Origin of the sequence: Mesobacillus maritimus (assembly GCF_044803185.1) — a bacterium.
In the GTDB taxonomy this organism is placed as follows: Bacteria; Bacillota; Bacilli; order Bacillales; family Cytobacillaceae; genus Mesobacillus_B; species Mesobacillus_B maritimus_B.
This window is the reverse complement of the sequence record NZ_CP085225.1, coordinates 2,785,687-2,801,981: the sequence shown is the minus strand read 5'-3', so window position 1 is coordinate 2,801,981 and position 16,295 is coordinate 2,785,687. Positions and strand designations below refer to the sequence as shown.

Annotated in this window: 20 protein-coding genes; 6 read left to right on the top strand and 14 right to left on the bottom strand. The window is 39.3% G+C overall.

What is annotated here, in order from left to right:
* Window positions 1–196: 196 nt before the first annotated feature.
* A complete protein-coding gene (locus LG336_RS13550) occupies window positions 197–610 on the bottom strand; it encodes a CoA-binding protein (RefSeq protein ID WP_404333024.1) in 414 nt (137 codons plus the stop codon).
* Window positions 611–805: 195 nt separating this feature from the next.
* On the opposite strand from LG336_RS13550, the gene plsY reads away from it, so the two are divergent.
* Window positions 806–1,402: a glycerol-3-phosphate 1-O-acyltransferase PlsY gene (gene plsY / locus LG336_RS13545; protein WP_404333023.1), complete on the top strand. Its 597-nt coding sequence runs from the start codon at window positions 806–808 to the stop codon at window positions 1,400–1,402.
* Window positions 1,403–1,518: 116 nt separating this feature from the next.
* Here the strand turns inward: plsY and LG336_RS13540 are convergent, their stop codons facing one another.
* Window positions 1,519–1,680, bottom strand: coding sequence for a hypothetical protein (locus LG336_RS13540; protein ID WP_404333022.1), 162 nt, complete (start codon window positions 1,678–1,680; stop codon window positions 1,519–1,521).
* 298 nt (window positions 1,681–1,978) lie between these two features.
* Here LG336_RS13540 and LG336_RS13535 point away from each other — a divergent pair, with 298 nt between their 5' ends.
* Both LG336_RS13535 and LG336_RS13530 read left to right on the top strand, forming a co-directional pair.
* A complete protein-coding gene (locus tag LG336_RS13535; protein ID WP_404333021.1) occupies window positions 1,979–3,142 on the top strand; it encodes a CapA family protein in 1,164 nt (387 codons plus the stop codon).
* A gap of 138 nt (window positions 3,143–3,280) precedes the next feature.
* Window positions 3,281–3,571, top strand: coding sequence for a HesB/YadR/YfhF family protein (locus LG336_RS13530; RefSeq protein WP_404333020.1), 291 nt, complete (start codon window positions 3,281–3,283; stop codon window positions 3,569–3,571).
* A 633-nt stretch (window positions 3,572–4,204) separates the two neighbouring features.
* Here LG336_RS13530 and LG336_RS13525 read toward each other — a convergent pair.
* The 9 genes from LG336_RS13525 to LG336_RS13485 form a co-directional block, all read right to left on the bottom strand.
* Complete coding sequence (locus LG336_RS13525) at window positions 4,205–4,495, bottom strand: hypothetical protein (RefSeq protein ID WP_404333019.1); 291 nt, start codon at window positions 4,493–4,495, stop codon at window positions 4,205–4,207.
* A 4-nt stretch (window positions 4,496–4,499) separates the two neighbouring features.
* On the bottom strand, window positions 4,500–4,940 hold the full coding sequence (locus tag LG336_RS13520) for an acyl-CoA thioesterase (protein WP_404333018.1): 441 nt from the start codon (window positions 4,938–4,940) through the stop codon (window positions 4,500–4,502).
* 3 nt (window positions 4,941–4,943) lie between these two features.
* Window positions 4,944–7,265 (bottom strand): AAA family ATPase, encoded by a 2,322-nt coding sequence (locus LG336_RS13515; protein ID WP_404333017.1) that lies wholly within the window; start codon window positions 7,263–7,265, stop codon window positions 4,944–4,946.
* Between the two features lie 101 nt (window positions 7,266–7,366).
* Window positions 7,367–7,594, bottom strand: coding sequence for a small acid-soluble spore protein Tlp (gene tlp / locus LG336_RS13510; RefSeq protein WP_221871629.1), 228 nt, complete (start codon window positions 7,592–7,594; stop codon window positions 7,367–7,369).
* A gap of 143 nt (window positions 7,595–7,737) precedes the next feature.
* Entirely contained in the window at window positions 7,738–7,881 is a 144-nt protein-coding gene (locus tag LG336_RS13505; protein WP_404333016.1) for an acid-soluble spore protein N, read from the bottom strand.
* A gap of 68 nt (window positions 7,882–7,949) precedes the next feature.
* Window positions 7,950–8,081 (bottom strand): FbpB family small basic protein, encoded by a 132-nt coding sequence (locus LG336_RS13500; RefSeq protein ID WP_221871904.1) that lies wholly within the window; start codon window positions 8,079–8,081, stop codon window positions 7,950–7,952.
* A gap of 212 nt (window positions 8,082–8,293) precedes the next feature.
* Window positions 8,294–8,821: a redoxin domain-containing protein gene (locus LG336_RS13495; RefSeq protein WP_404333015.1), complete on the bottom strand. Its 528-nt coding sequence runs from the start codon at window positions 8,819–8,821 to the stop codon at window positions 8,294–8,296.
* A gap of 40 nt (window positions 8,822–8,861) precedes the next feature.
* Window positions 8,862–9,278 (bottom strand): hypothetical protein, encoded by a 417-nt coding sequence (locus LG336_RS13490; protein WP_404333014.1) that lies wholly within the window; start codon window positions 9,276–9,278, stop codon window positions 8,862–8,864.
* Window positions 9,279–9,360: 82 nt separating this feature from the next.
* A complete protein-coding gene (locus LG336_RS13485) occupies window positions 9,361–10,233 on the bottom strand; it encodes a LysR family transcriptional regulator (RefSeq protein WP_404333013.1) in 873 nt (290 codons plus the stop codon).
* A gap of 125 nt (window positions 10,234–10,358) precedes the next feature.
* Between LG336_RS13485 and LG336_RS13480 the strand changes: the two genes are divergently transcribed.
* Window positions 10,359–11,645: an NCS2 family permease gene (locus LG336_RS13480; protein WP_404333012.1), complete on the top strand. Its 1,287-nt coding sequence runs from the start codon at window positions 10,359–10,361 to the stop codon at window positions 11,643–11,645.
* Window positions 11,646–11,723: 78 nt separating this feature from the next.
* Here the strand turns inward: LG336_RS13480 and LG336_RS13475 are convergent, their stop codons facing one another.
* A complete protein-coding gene (locus LG336_RS13475) occupies window positions 11,724–12,287 on the bottom strand; it encodes a hypothetical protein (RefSeq protein WP_404333011.1) in 564 nt (187 codons plus the stop codon).
* 151 nt (window positions 12,288–12,438) lie between these two features.
* Window positions 12,439–15,159 carry an aconitate hydratase AcnA gene (gene acnA, locus LG336_RS13470; RefSeq protein WP_404333010.1) on the bottom strand — a complete coding sequence of 907 codons (2,721 nt, stop codon included), beginning with the start codon at window positions 15,157–15,159 and terminating at the stop codon, window positions 12,439–12,441.
* A 332-nt stretch (window positions 15,160–15,491) separates the two neighbouring features.
* Between acnA and sspO the strand changes: the two genes are divergently transcribed.
* Complete coding sequence (gene sspO / locus LG336_RS13465) at window positions 15,492–15,641, top strand: small acid-soluble spore protein O (RefSeq protein WP_404333009.1); 150 nt, start codon at window positions 15,492–15,494, stop codon at window positions 15,639–15,641.
* Between the two features lie 60 nt (window positions 15,642–15,701).
* On the opposite strand, the gene LG336_RS13460 is transcribed toward sspO, so the two are convergent.
* The gene (locus tag LG336_RS13460; protein WP_404333008.1) at window positions 15,702–15,959 is read right to left on the bottom strand and encodes a hypothetical protein; all 258 of its coding nucleotides are present in this window, start codon (window positions 15,957–15,959) and stop codon (window positions 15,702–15,704) included.
* 142 nt (window positions 15,960–16,101) lie between these two features.
* Here LG336_RS13460 and LG336_RS13455 point away from each other — a divergent pair, with 142 nt between their 5' ends.
* Window positions 16,102–16,248, top strand: a complete 147-nt coding sequence (locus LG336_RS13455) for a small acid-soluble spore protein P (RefSeq protein ID WP_404333007.1) — start codon at window positions 16,102–16,104, stop codon at window positions 16,246–16,248.
* The last annotated feature ends 47 nt before the right edge of the window (window positions 16,249–16,295 follow it).

Sequence of the window (16,295 nt, the reverse complement as noted above, 5' to 3'; positions counted from 1 at the left end):
CCTAATAACTAGCTGTTCTTACGTTAAAATTGGCTCTTGGATTTTAACACCCCTTTACCCAAACAGGTCCTTAAAGACCAAAAATTTCGGTGCAATATGTATAGTATGCCTGAGTTTCATTGTTCATTTTTACTTTTTTCCCTCTAAGTATCGACGGAAAACGCGGAACCAAATTGGTCCCGCGCAGAATAGATGATTACTTGGTCATCGCATGCTCGACTTTTATACAACGGTCCATGATGACAGTATATCCCTTTTCCTTTAAAAAATGATAGGCGTCCTCATTTGCCACCCCTAACTGAGCCCAAAAGATCTCAGCGTCGATTTCAGCGAATTCACGAGCGATTTCAGGCAAGAACTCAGAACGACGGAATATATTAACAATATCAACATGTCCCTCAATATCTTTTAACGACGAAACCGCCTTTTCTCCTAAAATCTCATCAGCCTTTGGATTAACAGGGATGATTTCATACCCTGCATCCTGCATCGCCTTTGAAACCATATACGAAGTTCGTTCAGGATTTTCACTTAAGCCAACCACAGCAATCCGCTTTGATTTTTTTAACATGCTTCCGATTTCTTCACGACTAGGATTTTCAATTGCCATTATGTACCACCGCTACCTTTCTTTTCTATTCTTTGTTCTCCTTTTCATTTTAACCTAGGTTTGTCTAGAAATGCACTCAAAGAAGATTGATTTTTGGGATATTAGAAAAAGGAAGATAGGCTTGGGTGAAAAAATAGCAGATATTTCTTAAGAACGTGGTACAATAACTATATTATTTTTAAAGGGGAAATTTGAATGGCAGTAAATGGTCTTATTCTTTTATTAGCTTACTTGCTAGGATCAATACCATCCGGGCTCATTGTGGGCAAGCTCTTTTACAAAAAGGATATTCGAGAGCATGGGAGCGGAAATTTAGGTGGAACCAATACGTTCCGAACATTAGGGGTAAAAGCAGGGATTGCCGTAACCCTTGGAGATATTCTTAAAGGGACACTTGCAGCGAGTTTACCGCTTATCTTCGATGTAAATTTACATATGCTTTTGGTCGGGATTTTCGCTGTTATTGGCCATATGTATCCCATTTTCGCTGGGTTTAGGGGTGGAAAAGCGGTGGCAACCTCCGGGGGAATCTTGCTTGCCTATGCACCGTTTTTATTTTTGTTTATGCTTATCTTTTTTATCGGGAGCCTTCTACTGACTAAATATGTATCATTATCTTCCATCTTAACAGCGATTGCGACATTCATTTATGCGCTCTCTACCGGGGATATTGCCTTAATCATCGTCGTATTTTGCTTAATGGCCTTTGTCATCTATCGGCATAGAGCGAACATTAGTAGAATTAAAGAAAAGACAGAGCCGAAAGTAAATTTATTTAAAAAACGCAATTAAGTCGTAAACATGTCCACAAAAAGAGGAATGGCAAATCTTATCAGCCTTTCCTCTTTTTCATGGGTTTAAAAATGAATGTTTTAGCCATAGAATTACTTAATGGATAAAAAGGACTCTTACACTTGTAGTAGTTGAAAACGAGCAATACCTCGTGAATCGGTAACATAATCTAGCCTTGTATGGTCAAAATAAATAAAGTCTTGCTCGTGTATAAGAACTTTAAGCTCCTCGAAGGTATACGTGCGATCATCTGTTAAAGGTCGCTCTTCCAGAGACAACCGTAGCTTTGGACCTCCTCAACCAATACCCATGGATACCCGAATAAAGAGCTTTTCATTTTCATTTTGTTCATTGTCGACAGCTTCTTTGAGTGCAGTGTAGGCACGATCCGTGATAGTGAACATTTTTTCACCCCAACTCACTGAATTTGTAAATAATTTCATATTTATGACGATTTGTGAACATTTTGTGAACTTTTTCGTCAAATTTAATCAAATCTCAACATCCATATTATATTATCCATAGTGAATGGAAAATAAATATGCTCCATTAGGGCCAAAGGGAGAAGCGTTTATCATGAAAAAGAAAAACAGATGGATTTTGACTATCGGGATTCTGGTACTGATATCAGTAGCTACGGGAATCTTTTATCGACAAACGGTACAAAGTACAACACAAGAAAACGTAGTTTTATCAAAAGAAGACCATATTAAACGTGACCTTTCAGTTGCAGGGAAAACCTATCAAGAAAGTGTTAACATTGCTGCGATTGGTGACATTCTTATCCATGATACCGTTTTTCTAGACGCAGCAACGGCCGATGGTTTTGATTTTAAACCAATGTTTTCCCATGTAAAGGATACCCTCACAAAGCCTGATATTCTTTTGGCGAATCAAGAAACGATTCTAGGCGGCGTGGAATTAGGGTTATCGGGTTACCCTACCTTTAATAGTCCACGAGAAGTTGGCGATGCATTGATTGATGCAGGAGTGGATATTGTCTCAACGGCCAATAACCATACTCTCGACAAGGGTGAAAAAGGAATACAAAGCTCGATGAGTTATTTAAGCGAGGTAGGATTGCCTTATGTTGGTTCATTTAAAAATGCTGAGGATCAACAACGCCTAAGAATTCTTAATCATAACGGAATAAATATTGCCTATCTTTCCTATACATACGGCACGAACGGAATACCAGTACCTGAAGGAAAAGATTTTCTCGTCAACTTAATCGATAAAGCAGCGATGAAAGAAGAAATACACCGTGCCAAAGACGTAGCCGATGTCGTAGTGATGAGTATTCATTGGGGAAATGAGTATCAGCGCTTTCCTGATAGCATTCAAGAAGAAATAGCTCACTTTATTGTAAATGAGGGCGTCGATATTGTTTTTGGTCATCATCCCCATGTGCTTCAGCCGATGGAGTGGATACAGGCTGACGATGGTCGCAAGGCTTTTGTGGTTTATTCACTAGGTAATTTTTTATCAGGACAAATGTGGGATTTCAAGGATATTGGCGGCATGGTTTCACTTGATATTATTAAAAAAATAACACCTACTGGATCAACCATTGAACTTGCCAACCCGGAGTTTAATCCGACTTATGTATCTAGTAGTGGTCAACGAAATTATCAAGTGGTGCCGTTAGAACAGGCAGGAAAATACGGTTTAGAACATGCACAGAGCAAGTACGAGGAAATTATGGGGCATATGACAGAACCACTAAAAAAAGCTGATTAAGAATTTTATCTCCCATACGTAAATGGGAGTTTTTTATCTGTTTTTTGCCATAATAATGAAGGTGTGAAAGCAAATACTTAGACAGGCTATTTTAATAAACCTTATAATAGACAGATGCATCATGGAAGGAGTTTGATTATGAATATCACAATTAGCGATGAGGCTGCTAAATGGTTTCAAGATGAACTAGATCTTACTGATGGGGGATATATCCGCTTTTTTGCCCGCTATGGTGGGGCTAGCCCGGTCCAGCAAGGGTTTTCTCTCGGAATGTCAAATGATGAGCCAGAAACAACCGTAGGGCCTAGCGTGAAGATAAACGGGATTACCTATTATATTCTTGAGAAGGATTTATGGTATTTTGATGGACATGACTTAAAGGTCGAGTTTAACCAGAATGCTCAAGAACCTGAATATAAATATATTTAATGTGGAAAAGCTCTTTAATTAGGTACATATTGAGGTTTTTAGTATGAGGGTTTTCCATGTGTCGGTTGTCTCATGACCGCTTTAATGATATTTACAGTTGTTTAGTCCATGAGTACTTTCTTAAGGACACTTAGAAGGCTATTTAGAAGATTTTTGTCCATGAGAGCTCGTCTCATGGACACTTTTTTGCTTTTTTAACAGCATTTTGACCTTGAGAGCCCCTCTCATGGACACTTTTCCGCTTTTTTAACAGCATTCTGTCCTTGAGAGCCCCTCTCATGGACACTTCCTCACTTTTTTAACAGCATTCTGTCCTTGAGAGCCCCTTTCATGGACACTTCCTCACTTTTTTAACAGCATTCTGTCCTTGAGAGCCCCTCTCATGGACACTTTCTCACTTTTTTAACAGCATTCTGTCCTTGAAAGCCCCTCTCATGGACACTTTCTCACTTTTTTAACAGCATTCTGTCCTTGACTCAGCCCGTCTCCTTAATACCTACATGCTATTATCTGAAAAGAATTTCCTTGTAAGTCTCCTCTTAATAACACATAAACGAAAAAGCTTGGGTTCATTTATACCCAAACTTTTTTCAATATTAATTCTTACCGTGGATACACTCCCTGCCAATCATTCTACCAAATCAGATGCTCTAGCCCTTCCTTTTTTAAAATAGCATCGCGTCGTTCGCCGAACAAATCAAAATGAGGCATGGTGGCTTTTCGTTTATCAATCCACTGTGGTTCAAGTCCGTACTGCTTTCCCCAAGCCGCTAACTTTTCTATATCCCTACACCCGACCTTTGTTACACTTTTGGTTCCTGGAAAGCGGTCGTCCAACCAGTAATGAGTAATAAAGGCAATTTCTCCACGGGCGACCTTCGCTTTCCATTCTATCAATTCCTCACGCTTAATCCCAAATGCCATAAATTTAAGATCCTTTTGAAGGTTCGGGCTGGCCTTTTGCTTTCATATAAGCCTCATGCCAATCAGGGTACGAACGTTTAATGGAAATAGGGCGAAATGAATCTTTTTTGACGCACACATGACGTGAAGTGCCAGTCAAAGAAAGTTCCCCAGAACCTGTATATACTTCATAACTATAGGTCACGCGCAAACCATCATATTCAGACACCCATGTTTTAATTAACGCTTTTTCACCGTAGCGAACAGGCGTTTTGTAGGAAGCTTGGATATCGATAACAGGCGAAATCACTCCCTCCTTCTCCATCTCAGCATAATTAAAGCCTAAATCCTCAATTAACTTCGTTCTCCCTAACTCCATCCAGATTAAATAATTTGAGTGATAAACGACTCCCATTTGATCTGTTTCTGCGTATCGAACCTCAATTTCCTTCGTTGAAATATGCATTTACTATTCCCCTTTTTTTACTTTATCTAATGCTTTTACAAAATCCTCTTTGTCTAGGCTCATAGCCTCTTCTGTCAACTCCAGCAATGGATCTGACTCCATCAACCTAAAAGCCTGAGATTGTATGGCTTCATTAATAAGATTTGCGGCTAATCGACCATTTCCACCCATAGGTTCTGCTTGTAAGTGATGGAGGATAAAGCTACTAGCCTCTTCTGTCAGCTGATATTGATAGTTTGCTGCATATCCATCCATAATTTCTAAAAGTTCAGCAGCGGTATAATCTGGAAAATGGAAAAACTTTTTAAATCGCGACCGAAGTCCGGGATTGCTTTCCAGTAACTCATTCATTTCATTTGGATAGCCTGCTAGGATTACGACTAAATTTTCATTATGACGAGTCATTTCATCGACTAATGTATCTATTACCTCTTTACCAAAATCTCCATTCCCTTGACTAAGTAGCGAGTAGGCTTCATCGATGAAGAGCACCCCACCAAGCGCTTCGCGAATTTTCTTTTTGGTTTTAATCGCCGTTTGACCTACATAACCGGCAACAAAATCGGCTCGACTGCCAACCATCAGATGGCCACGTTTTAAAATTCCACATTCTTTAAGCAATTCTGCATAGATCTTTGCCACCGTTGTTTTCCCTGTCCCAGGATTCCCGGTAAACACAGAGTGGAGTTGGATAGGTACAGCCTGTAAGCCTTTTTCTTGTCGTAATTGTTGCATTTTCACAAAAGAGATAAGGGAACGAACTTCTTGCTTCACATTTTCTAGACCAATCAGACTGTTAAGTTGTTCCTTTGCATCTTCATTTGTTTTGGCATCTTCACTGACGAAATCTTCTTTTTCTAACAATGAATAGCTGAAGAGATCTTCTTCCTCCACTGCTTTTGAGCCTTTTTTGAAAATCGCATCTTGAACGATGTTTCTAACAGTGCGTGCATTTCCGAAGGTATCATCCACCCGTTCTCGTTCAATTCGATTTAAAAGCTCTATTTTGGCTTCCTCTGATAATACATAGTCATTGTCAAAGGCCGCTTGTTCGCCGATTTGTAGTAATTCGTCATCGTTGTAGTCTGGCAAGTGAATGATATTCGAATTTGGGAAACGGCTTCTCAGTCCTGGGTTAGCGTCAAGGAACTGTCGCATTTCCTCGGGATAACCTGCAAGAATGACGGCAAATTTATCTCCGTATTCGCTACCTGTCATAAGCGATACAAGCGTATCAACGGCAGTTTGTCCATAGTCATTCCCCGTTTGACCTTCTCGCTTTAAACTATAGGCCTCATCGATAAATAAAACACCACCAAGGGCCGTTTCTACAAACTTACGGACATTCTCCTCTGTTTGTCCCACATACGCTCCAACGAGCTGTGAGCGGTCCGCTTCAATGACCTCTGACCTTGGAAGTACACCAAGCTGGTAGTAAATTTTAGCCAATAATCGAGCTATAGTCGTTTTACCCGTACCTGGATTTCCTGTTAAAATCATATTTAAACTTAATGCATCCTTGGTTTGAAAACCAAGGTCTTTCCGCTTTTTTTGATACTTAAGAAACTGATAATACCGATTGACACGCTCTTTAACCGATTCAAGTCCTATCAGATTTTTCAATTCAGTTAAGGGATCGTCTTCTTCATCCGTTTTTGCTTCTTGAATAAATTCTTTTTCCCATAACGCTTTGAGTTCGCCAAGGCGTTTTAACCGGAGCTTCATTTCTTCATAATGGACTGAAGTATGGAAAACTCCTGATATCGACTGTTCATATTCCTCAGAGGCTTTTAAAAGAGCTGCCGCTTCTTTTACAGCCTCCTCTAAAAGACCGCTTATTACCTCGTATTGCTCCTCAAAACCGCGAATTTCTTTAGCATGAAGTCCTTGAAGTTGTTCTAGTTGTTTTTCGGTATTATCTAAGAACCTTCGACAAATATCAATAAATTGCTCGGCCGTTTTTCTTTTTGCTGCTCGATTATCTGTTTCCCTTAATGGTGGAAAGGTGAGTTCGGTAAACGCTCCCTCCATCCCTTTCCATTTATGCGAAGCGAGATATTGCTTTGCTCGTTGATTTGTTGGATCGATATGTAAAACTCTTTCCATCCAGGTGAGGACAACTGCGTCATTCCCAGTTTGTTTTGAACGTGAAAGCGCAGCTATGGCAAGTAAATCCGCTTTCTCATGCTGATTTGCCTCATCCGAGAGGGTTTTTATGTACGTTAATAGCGCACCTTCATCATGAATGAAGCCTTGTTTATTAAATTCTTGCTCCCATTTATCTACTTGAGCTTTATGTTCTGATTTCCTTCTTTGCTGTTCCATTTACACCACTTCTTTTAATATAGGATTAAACCGTATCTTACCATATTTTTGTTCCAAAAAGGAAAAGACCTGCCCATTGGACAAGTCTTTAGGTCGCTATCTTAAGAATCCTTGCGGGAATGGGCCTCATCTTTGATTTCTGAACGGAACCCATCAATTGCATCACGGCGGCGTTCATTCTTTGCCTCAATCTGTGCTCTGTCTTCAGCAGATGAGAATTCCATCGCTGCTTCAGCTTCTTCCATATTCTCAATTGTATGATGAATCATGGATTGTAACTTTTCAACATTATCACTGCGATCATCTGGATTTGGTTTATTATGAGCCATTCGTTTCTACCCCCTTTTTGCGACCGAGTTTAGTATGTGTATCAAGGTTTGATAATATAAAGGAAAAGAGTGTCAATCGAAAATAACGGTCGGGGTGTTTAAAAAAATAAAACCCGTCCAAAAAACAGACGGGTTTTGCATTATTATTCGCCTTTAGTCTGAATGACCTGAGCGTGTTCACCAGATGTATCCTGCATTTTTTTCCCTTTATTTCCACCAGCCTGTCTTGGCTGTGTGCCTAGATGGCTTGGGACAAAGTATTTGCTTTTGCGTTTTGGGTTACCCATTTAAATCCCCTCCTCTGTCTTCAGTTTCTCCTGAAGGAGGGGGTTTCATTTATGGAAAAAGAATGCTTTTACTCCGCTTTGCTAAGACGCTTTTGCTCTAATTTAGCCTCAAGCTTTTCCATTGCATCGCGATCGTTAAGGATTTGGCGTTTATTTTCTAAAACAAGTTCTTCAAAAGAACGTTTTCTAGGCTTTCTCATTGTGCTCACCTTCCTTTGTTATCATTGTAACAGTTATTATGCCCGGAAACGGTTGCAATTATTACAACTTTTTGAAAATTTAATACCTTTTTTAAATACCCAATAATTTTATGTAGAAACCTATTGGTTTGTGCTTTTCTTAACAAGATTAAAATCATCTCTGATTGTAGCTTTGATTAAAAATAAATAAGACAATTGGAAGACCAATTGTCCTACTCTATAATAAACTCTTCCATTTGTTCCAATGTCATCGCACCGATATGTTTTTTCTCAATCATGCCTTCTTCATTGATTAGAAAAGTTGTTGGAATGGATATAATCGAATAATCTTCGTTTACTTTTCCTGATTCATCAAGAAGAATTGGAAAAGTAAGTTGGTTTTCACGAACAAATCCTGATACATCATTCTTTGGGTCAATATTAATCGCAAGGATGTCCATATAGCCATTAGCATGATCATATAATTGCTGCATGGCCGGCATTTCCGCTTTACATGGTGGACACCACGTAGCCCAAAAATTAATCATGACTTTTCGTCCCTTAAAATCGGAAAGCTTGACCTCTTTCCCTTTTAAAGTACTTAAAGTAAAATTAGGTGCCTGCCCGGCAACTTCCACCGTGGCTGTAATTGCTTCTTGTGTGGCGACGTTTGTATTTTGGTCTTCATTGCCCATTGCTTGCGATAATGCGACCGCAAAAAGTAGCAATAAGAGTAGAACCGTTAGTCCTTTTTTTATCATACATCCACCTCATAATCATCCAATGTAGATGTATTTTATCCTAAATGACTAGTAAAAATAAGGTGCGAAGAAGCCAAAAAGCGGTTATAAATGTGACAATTCCATAAACAATCCCTCTCATGGTTAAACGAGCAGGCCATTTATTCTTTTTAGCTTTCCAGTACATGTAAAGGAGGGCTAAAGAAATAGCTGTCAACCACTCCTTAAGCCCACCTGATAAATATAAAGCTCCTAATGGGTTAGTAGTTAACAATTCCGGTCGATATAAGAGGATGCTGGCTTTAAATGATAAAACACCAATAAACAAAGAATTCACTAAAGCGTCCAGAAATTCCCCTAGAAAATCTTGGTTTTCATTCAGTAACTTTTTAAGCAAAAAATAAGTAATCACCAACGCAAGTATGGCATAGAGCCAAGTGTGTTTAATAATAAATGGTCCAAGCTGAAAAGCATTCAACACGTTACACTCCCTATATGTATTTCTATCCATTATTAAAAGCTAAGACTATCGCCATTACCTATGATATAGGTCACCGTTCTCAACGAAAATCTCTGTTCTCTTTAACCAGCTTCAAAAAGTTTCGAGCGGGCGCTGAGACAAAATGATGCTCTAACCAAATGATGCCTAACGAAGAAAATAAATCCGCATTGCTAATAGTAGAGGAATAGATTTGCTCGTTTCCATATTCACTAAAGACAGACTTAGGAATAATCGTCGCTCCCATCCCTGCTGTTACCAATTCTATAAGGATATGCATATCAGAACATTCAGCGATCCTTTTTAGCTGAAGCTGTTCCTTTGAAAAGGCCTCAAGGATGGTGTTGTAACTCCCTAACCCCTCTGTACTCGGGATGATTAACGGGATATTTGAGATTTCCTCCAGTGTAATTGTCCCCCTCGGTTCCCGACTGACAAACACAAAATGTTCGTTAAATAACTGATGATAAGCTAGACCTCGATGTTCAAGCGGTAGACGTACAAAAGCCAGCTCAATTGCCCGAGATTTTACCATTTCTGTTAGGTAAAACGAATCATTCTGAACAATTTTTAACGAAACGAGCGGGTACAGTTCGTGAAAGGATTGCAGCAATTGCGAAAAATCAGGGACAGATAAAGTATTAATGCCAACCGATAGGGTACCTTTTTTCCCTTCTTCTGTTTCCTGCAGTTCGTTTTTCACTTCTTCCATGCTATTTACAAGATGAAGAGCATGCTGGTAGAGCAAAGTTCCCTTATCGGTTAACTCCATCTTCTTACCGTTCCGTTCTACTAACCGGACCCCTAGTTCCTCCTCCAATTGCTTTAGCTGCATGCTTAGGGGAGGCTGTGACATATGAAGCCGGTTAGCAGCCGCAGTAATGTTCTTTTCCTCCGCAATCGCGATAAAATAACGTAATTGTTTAAAGTCCATAGGTTTCCTTTCTATATAAAAAAAGTATGGTTTCTATATAAATTATATATTTTTCGAATAGATATTGTCTATGATACGATTATTTTTGTCTTTTAACCTATATCTGTATTAGAAAGGTGATTGAATTGGAACGTTTTTTTAACTTAAAACAAAATGGCACTACGATTGGAAAGGAACTTTCTGCCGGTTTTATTTCTTACATAACCGTTGTCTATATCATTATAGTAAATGCCACGATATTAGCGGTTGCAGGAATACCAATGGAAGCAGGGATCATTGCGACAATCCTAACAAGCTTTTTTGGGTGTTTAATCATTGGGTTATGGAGCAATACGCCTATTTTGCTTATTCCCGGGATGGGGTTGAACGCTATGTTCACCTATACGATTGTTCAATCAGGTGGATTTTCCTGGCAAGAAGCGTTAGCGATGGTCTTTACCGCAGGAATTATATTTATCATCATTGCTTTTACACCAATGGCAAGAGTCATCACTTCATCGATTCCAGATTCTTTGAAGGAAGCCATTACCGTTGGAATTGGAATCTTATTAATTTTAATTGGATTCGATAATGCCGGTATCATTACAAGCTCAGACCATACGCTTCTTGCCATCGGCGATTTAAGCAGTAGCACTGCGATTATTACGTTTATTGGACTATTTATTACATTTTTATTATTTATGAGAAATGTACCTGGGAATTTGTTGTTAAGTATTATCATTACCTCGGTACTAGCGATTTTATTTGGAGGCTCCCAATTTGAGGGAATAACACTTTCAGCCCCTTCATTTAGCGATTATTCTTCCGTGTTTGGGCAGCTATCTTTCGCACAAGCAGGGAATTTCATCTTTTGGCTTACGTCAATCTCATTAGCCATGGTCCTTGTCTTTGAGAATATTGGATTGATTCATGGACACACCAAAATGTTGAATCGTACGGAAAGTAGTAAAAAATCTCTCCAAGCGACGGCTGTTTCCGTTCTATCTTCAGGCGTTTTTGGAACAAGCCCGACAGTTGCATCTGTCGAAAGTGCTGCTGGTATTACGGCAGGAGGACGTACAGGGTTAACAAGTATTGTAACGGGTCTGCTATTCTTGGTTTCTTTATTATTTATCCCGGTTATCAAAGTGGTTCCACCAAGTGCAGTTTCACCGGTATTGATCTTAATTGGTGTGTTAATGCTCCAAAACATTGTTCATATTAAAATGGATGATTTAACCGAGAGCTTCCCGGCGTTGTTAATTATTGTACTTATTCCACTAACATATAGCATCGCTGATGGAATGGCAATTGGGTTCATTTTATACCCATTAATGAAGCTTTTTATGGGGAAAGGAAAAGAAATTCACCCCGCCCTTTATATGATTGCGATCCTATTTATCAGTAATTTCGTATTACAGTATGCGTTTTAATCTAAAAAAGAGCGATGGCCCTATAAAACTTGGGTCATCGCTCTTTTTATGGATTGTTTATATGCATGGACTAAGTAGTCAATGCTGCTTTTCTACGACCATACAATAGGCCTGAGAGCTTGTACCAGGGGTGACTCCTGCAAATTTTTCATACAGCTTATACTGAGCCTTTTGAGCCTGTGGAATCGAGCTCATTCCTTTCATCATTAAGGTTTTAGCTAATTCCTCCATTGAATCTTGTTGGAAAGGCAAATCATTGGCGTAATACAAACTCTCACCTGGTTTTGGATAAAAAGACTGAACTTCGTCTTCAGCCGTAATAATATGATATTGGATTTCTTCATTTTCAGAAATGCCGCCGATAACAGCTTCGGTGTTTATTGTTAAATTTGTTTTCAATTGCCACTGCTGTTGAATGATGAGAGCAATTTCTTTGAAATTTAGTTTTTGAAAAGATAATGTTTTTGCTAGCTCCCAAGTTTCTATTCCAAGATCTCCTTGGCCATTAAAAATGAAAAAGGATTGATTAGGAAAGATTTCACGAAAAATGGTACGTTCTAGCATTTTGGTATCATAGCTCTCTTCGCAATCTAATACGATAGAAATGAAATCTTCTCTTGCCACAATAGAAAAAAGACTCATCGAACTCTCTCCTTTCGGCATCCCTAGTTTAACAATAGAAAGGATTGAGAACGATTGCAATAGTAAAAGAGAGAAAATATCGAGAATTTAGTGAAATCAGATAAAAAACCTCCATATGCTCAAGGGCACATGGAGGTTTTTGTTTAAAAATTTATGCTTTTAGTTTGTCACGAAGAACCATTTGTAGAATTCCACCATGACGGTAGTAGTCGATTTCAACTTCAGAATCGAAACGAACGACTGCTTCGAATGTTTTTTGGTTGCCAGCTTCGTCTGTCGCAGTTACCTTTATAAGGTCACGTGGACGTACGTTTTCGCCAACTTCAACATTAAAACTTTCTTTACCAGTTAAGCCAAGTGTTTCAGCGCTTTCTCCATCTTTAAATTGAAGTGGAAGAACACCCATTAACACAAGGTTTGAACGGTGAATACGCTCGAAGCTTTCTGCGATAACAGTCTTAATACCAAGTAGGTTTGTTCCTTTTGCTGCCCAGTCACGGGAAGATCCCATTCCATAGTCTTTACCAGCAATAACCATTAAGCCTGTTCCGTTTTCTTTGTACTTCATGCAAGCATCATAGATAGAAGTTACTTCGCCTGTTGGCCAGTAAGTAGTGTAGCCACCTTCTGTTCCAGGAGCGATTTGGTTTTTGATGCGGATGTTTGCGAATGTTCCACGCATCATCACTTCGTGGTTACCACGACGAGAACCGTAAGAGTTGAAGTCGCGTACCTCTACACCTTTTGAACGTAGGTATTGACCAGCAGGTGTATCTTTACCGATTGCACCAGCAGGAGAAATATGGTCAGTTGTGACAGAATCACCGAACTTCCCAACTACGCGTAGTCCAGTTAATGGTTCAACTGTACCTGGTTCAGGGCTTAAACCTTCGAAGAATGGAGGGTTCGCAATATAAGTTGAATCCTCATCAAAGCTATAAAGTGCATCATTATTTGTTTGGATTTCGTTCCAACGCTCGTTATCGCTGAATACATTTTCGTATTCGCTACGGAATAACTCAGGTGTAACGACTTTGTTTACAACTTCGTTTACTTCTGCAGTTGATGGCCAGATATCCTTGAAGAATACATCATTGCCATCTTTGTCTTTACCGATTGCATCATTTTGAAGATCGACATTAACCGTTCCAGCTAATGCATACGCAACTACAAGCGGTGGAGATGCTAGGTAGTTTGCTTTTACAAGTGGATGAATACGTCCTTCAAAGTTACGGTTACCAGAAAGTACAGAAGTAACAAGAAGATCAGAATCTGCAACAGTCTTTTCGATTTCTGGAAGAAGTGGACCAGAGTTCCCGATACATGTTGTACATCCATAACCTACTAGGTTAAAGCCGATAGATTCTAAGTATGGTAGTAATCCAGAATCACGAAGGTATCCTGTTACAACCTTAGAACCAGGAGCTAAAGATGTTTTAACAAACTTCGGAACTTCCATTCCAAGTTCAACTGCTTTTTTCGCTACTAGACCTGCACCCACTAGTACATATGGGTTAGAAGTGTTTGTACAGCTAGTAATTGAAGCGATCGCAATTGCACCAGTTTTCATGGTTGCTTTTTCGCCATTTTCAAATTCAACGACAGCTTCTTTTTCGATTTCAGAAGCTTCTAAGCCAAATCCTTGGTTTCCAGCTGGAGCAGTAAGGGCATCATTAAAGCTCTTCTTCATTTGAGAAAGAGGAATTAAATCTTGTGGGCGTTTAGGACCAGAAAGATTTGCTTCAATCTCAGAAAGATCGATTTCAATAACGTCTGTATAAACAGGCTCAAGAGCTGGATCAAAGAATAATCCGTTTTCTTTACTATACTTTTCAACCAACTCAACTTGCTCATCAGTACGCCCAGTTAAACGCATGTAATCAAGAGATTCAGAGTCAACTGGGAAGAATCCACAAGTTGCACCATATTCAGGAGCCATGTTGGCAACTGTTGCACGGTCTGCTAATGGAAGAGTTACCACACCAGGACCGAAGAACTCAACGAATTTTCCAACTACACCATGGCTACGAAGAACCTGTGTTACTTTTAATGCAAGGTCAGTTGCTGTAGTACCGTTTGGCATATCACCAACCAGTTTAACCCCTACTACTTCTGGTACTGGGAAGTAAGAAGGCTGACCTAGCATACCTGCTTCAGCTTCAATACCACCTACGCCCCATCCAAGAACACCGATACCGTTGATCATGGTTGTATGGGAGTCTGTACCAACTAGTGAATCTGGGAATGCTTCGAATTCGCCATCTTCATTTTGTACAGCATGGACAACGCTTGCAAGATACTCAAGGTTTACTTGGTGAACGATACCAGTTGCTGGTGGAACAGCACGATAATTGTCGAATGCCTTTTGTGCCCAGCTTAAGAATTGATAACGCTCGGCATTACGTTCGAATTCAAGATCCATATTCGCTTGTAATGCACTTTGTGTTCCGTATTTATCAACCTGTACAGAGTGGTCAATAACAAGATCAACCGGCTTTTCAGGATTGATTTTATCTGGGTCGCCACCAAGGTCAGCCATTGCTTTTCTTAAAGAAGCAAGGTCAACAACTGCTGGTACACCAGTGAAGTCTTGTAGGATAACACGAGAAGGTTTGAAAGGTACATCTACCTCTTTCACTTCACTTGTTCCCCATTTTACTAGATTTTCAACATGCTCTTTTGTAATGACGCGGCCATCATACTGGCGAAGAACAGACTCAAGAAGTACCTTAATAGAATAAGGAAGCTTCGATACATTCCCTAGTCCTGCTTCTTCTAGTGCAGCAAGACGGTAATAATGGTAGCGTTTCCCGCTGGATTCAAATGTACTGCGGGCTTTAAAAACATCTAGGTCAGTTAATTGTTTAGTCATCTGACTACCCCCTTTGATCAGTAACAATCATACACTAAATAAATGCAATTGTCGAAAAGTTAGAATATTCTTCGACATCCTAACTTTTCTCACAATTCTAATCTTAATATAACTCTAAGTATAAGTAAATAACAAGATTGTTATTGTTTTTGATAAGAAAAACTTATAGAAATGTAGTTTAATACAGTGCAAACCTGATTATAAGGGTAATTGGTCGGAAATAAAAGGCATTTATAATCCATCCTTGTAGCATCGTTACTATTTCAAAAAAGTATCAATTAGTGGATTGCGGGCAAAATAACCATGAAAATTACTAGAAATGAGGTGAAATAATGGGAAAACGCAAAGCGAATCATGTCATCCCTGGAATGAATGCGGCAAGTGCCCAAGGAAAAGGTGCTGGATTTAATGAGGAATTCTCGAACGAACCATTAACAGAATTGCAAAAGCAAAACAATAAAAAACGCAAGAAAAACCAGTAAAACTCTGGTTTGACTGAATGTAGAAAGCGGAAGGATTTACTCTCCCTTCCGCTTTTCGTTTTATTGCAGGTTAACCTCTTCGACAATTCTCTCCAGATCACTCATAAAGCGTTCTAATTGAGGGCGCTGTGTTTCAGATGCCACTTCAAGGGCATTCTCGATTTGCTGATACGCCTCATTGACCTCATTTTTTAAATGCTTTAGCTGATGGCCATAACTGGCACTGTCCTGAACAATATCATGGTAAAAATCTTGTACTTCTTCAAATCCTTGTTGTGCTGCTTGATACGCTTGTTGTTTATTTTTATGATAAGGCATGATCTTACCTCCTAATTTATAGTGAATTTTCCATATCGAAGCTTGACTTCCTCCTCGAGTATTCGTAAATTGCGCAGGAGCGAATGAAAATATTCAGTATAAATTCAGTTTCTGGTTTGCAATCTATACTTAGGAGGGATGAATGATGAACAAAAATGATGGCAAAGATATGCGCAAAAATGCACCAAAGGGACACAATGAGGGACAACCAGAGCCTTTAAGTGGTTCGAAAAAGGTGAAAAACCGTAACCATTCTCGACAAAAGCACGGACATAATCACGATATGTAATACTTCCCCTCGTTTGTAAAAAACAGGTCCCTCCATTTGATTGGTAG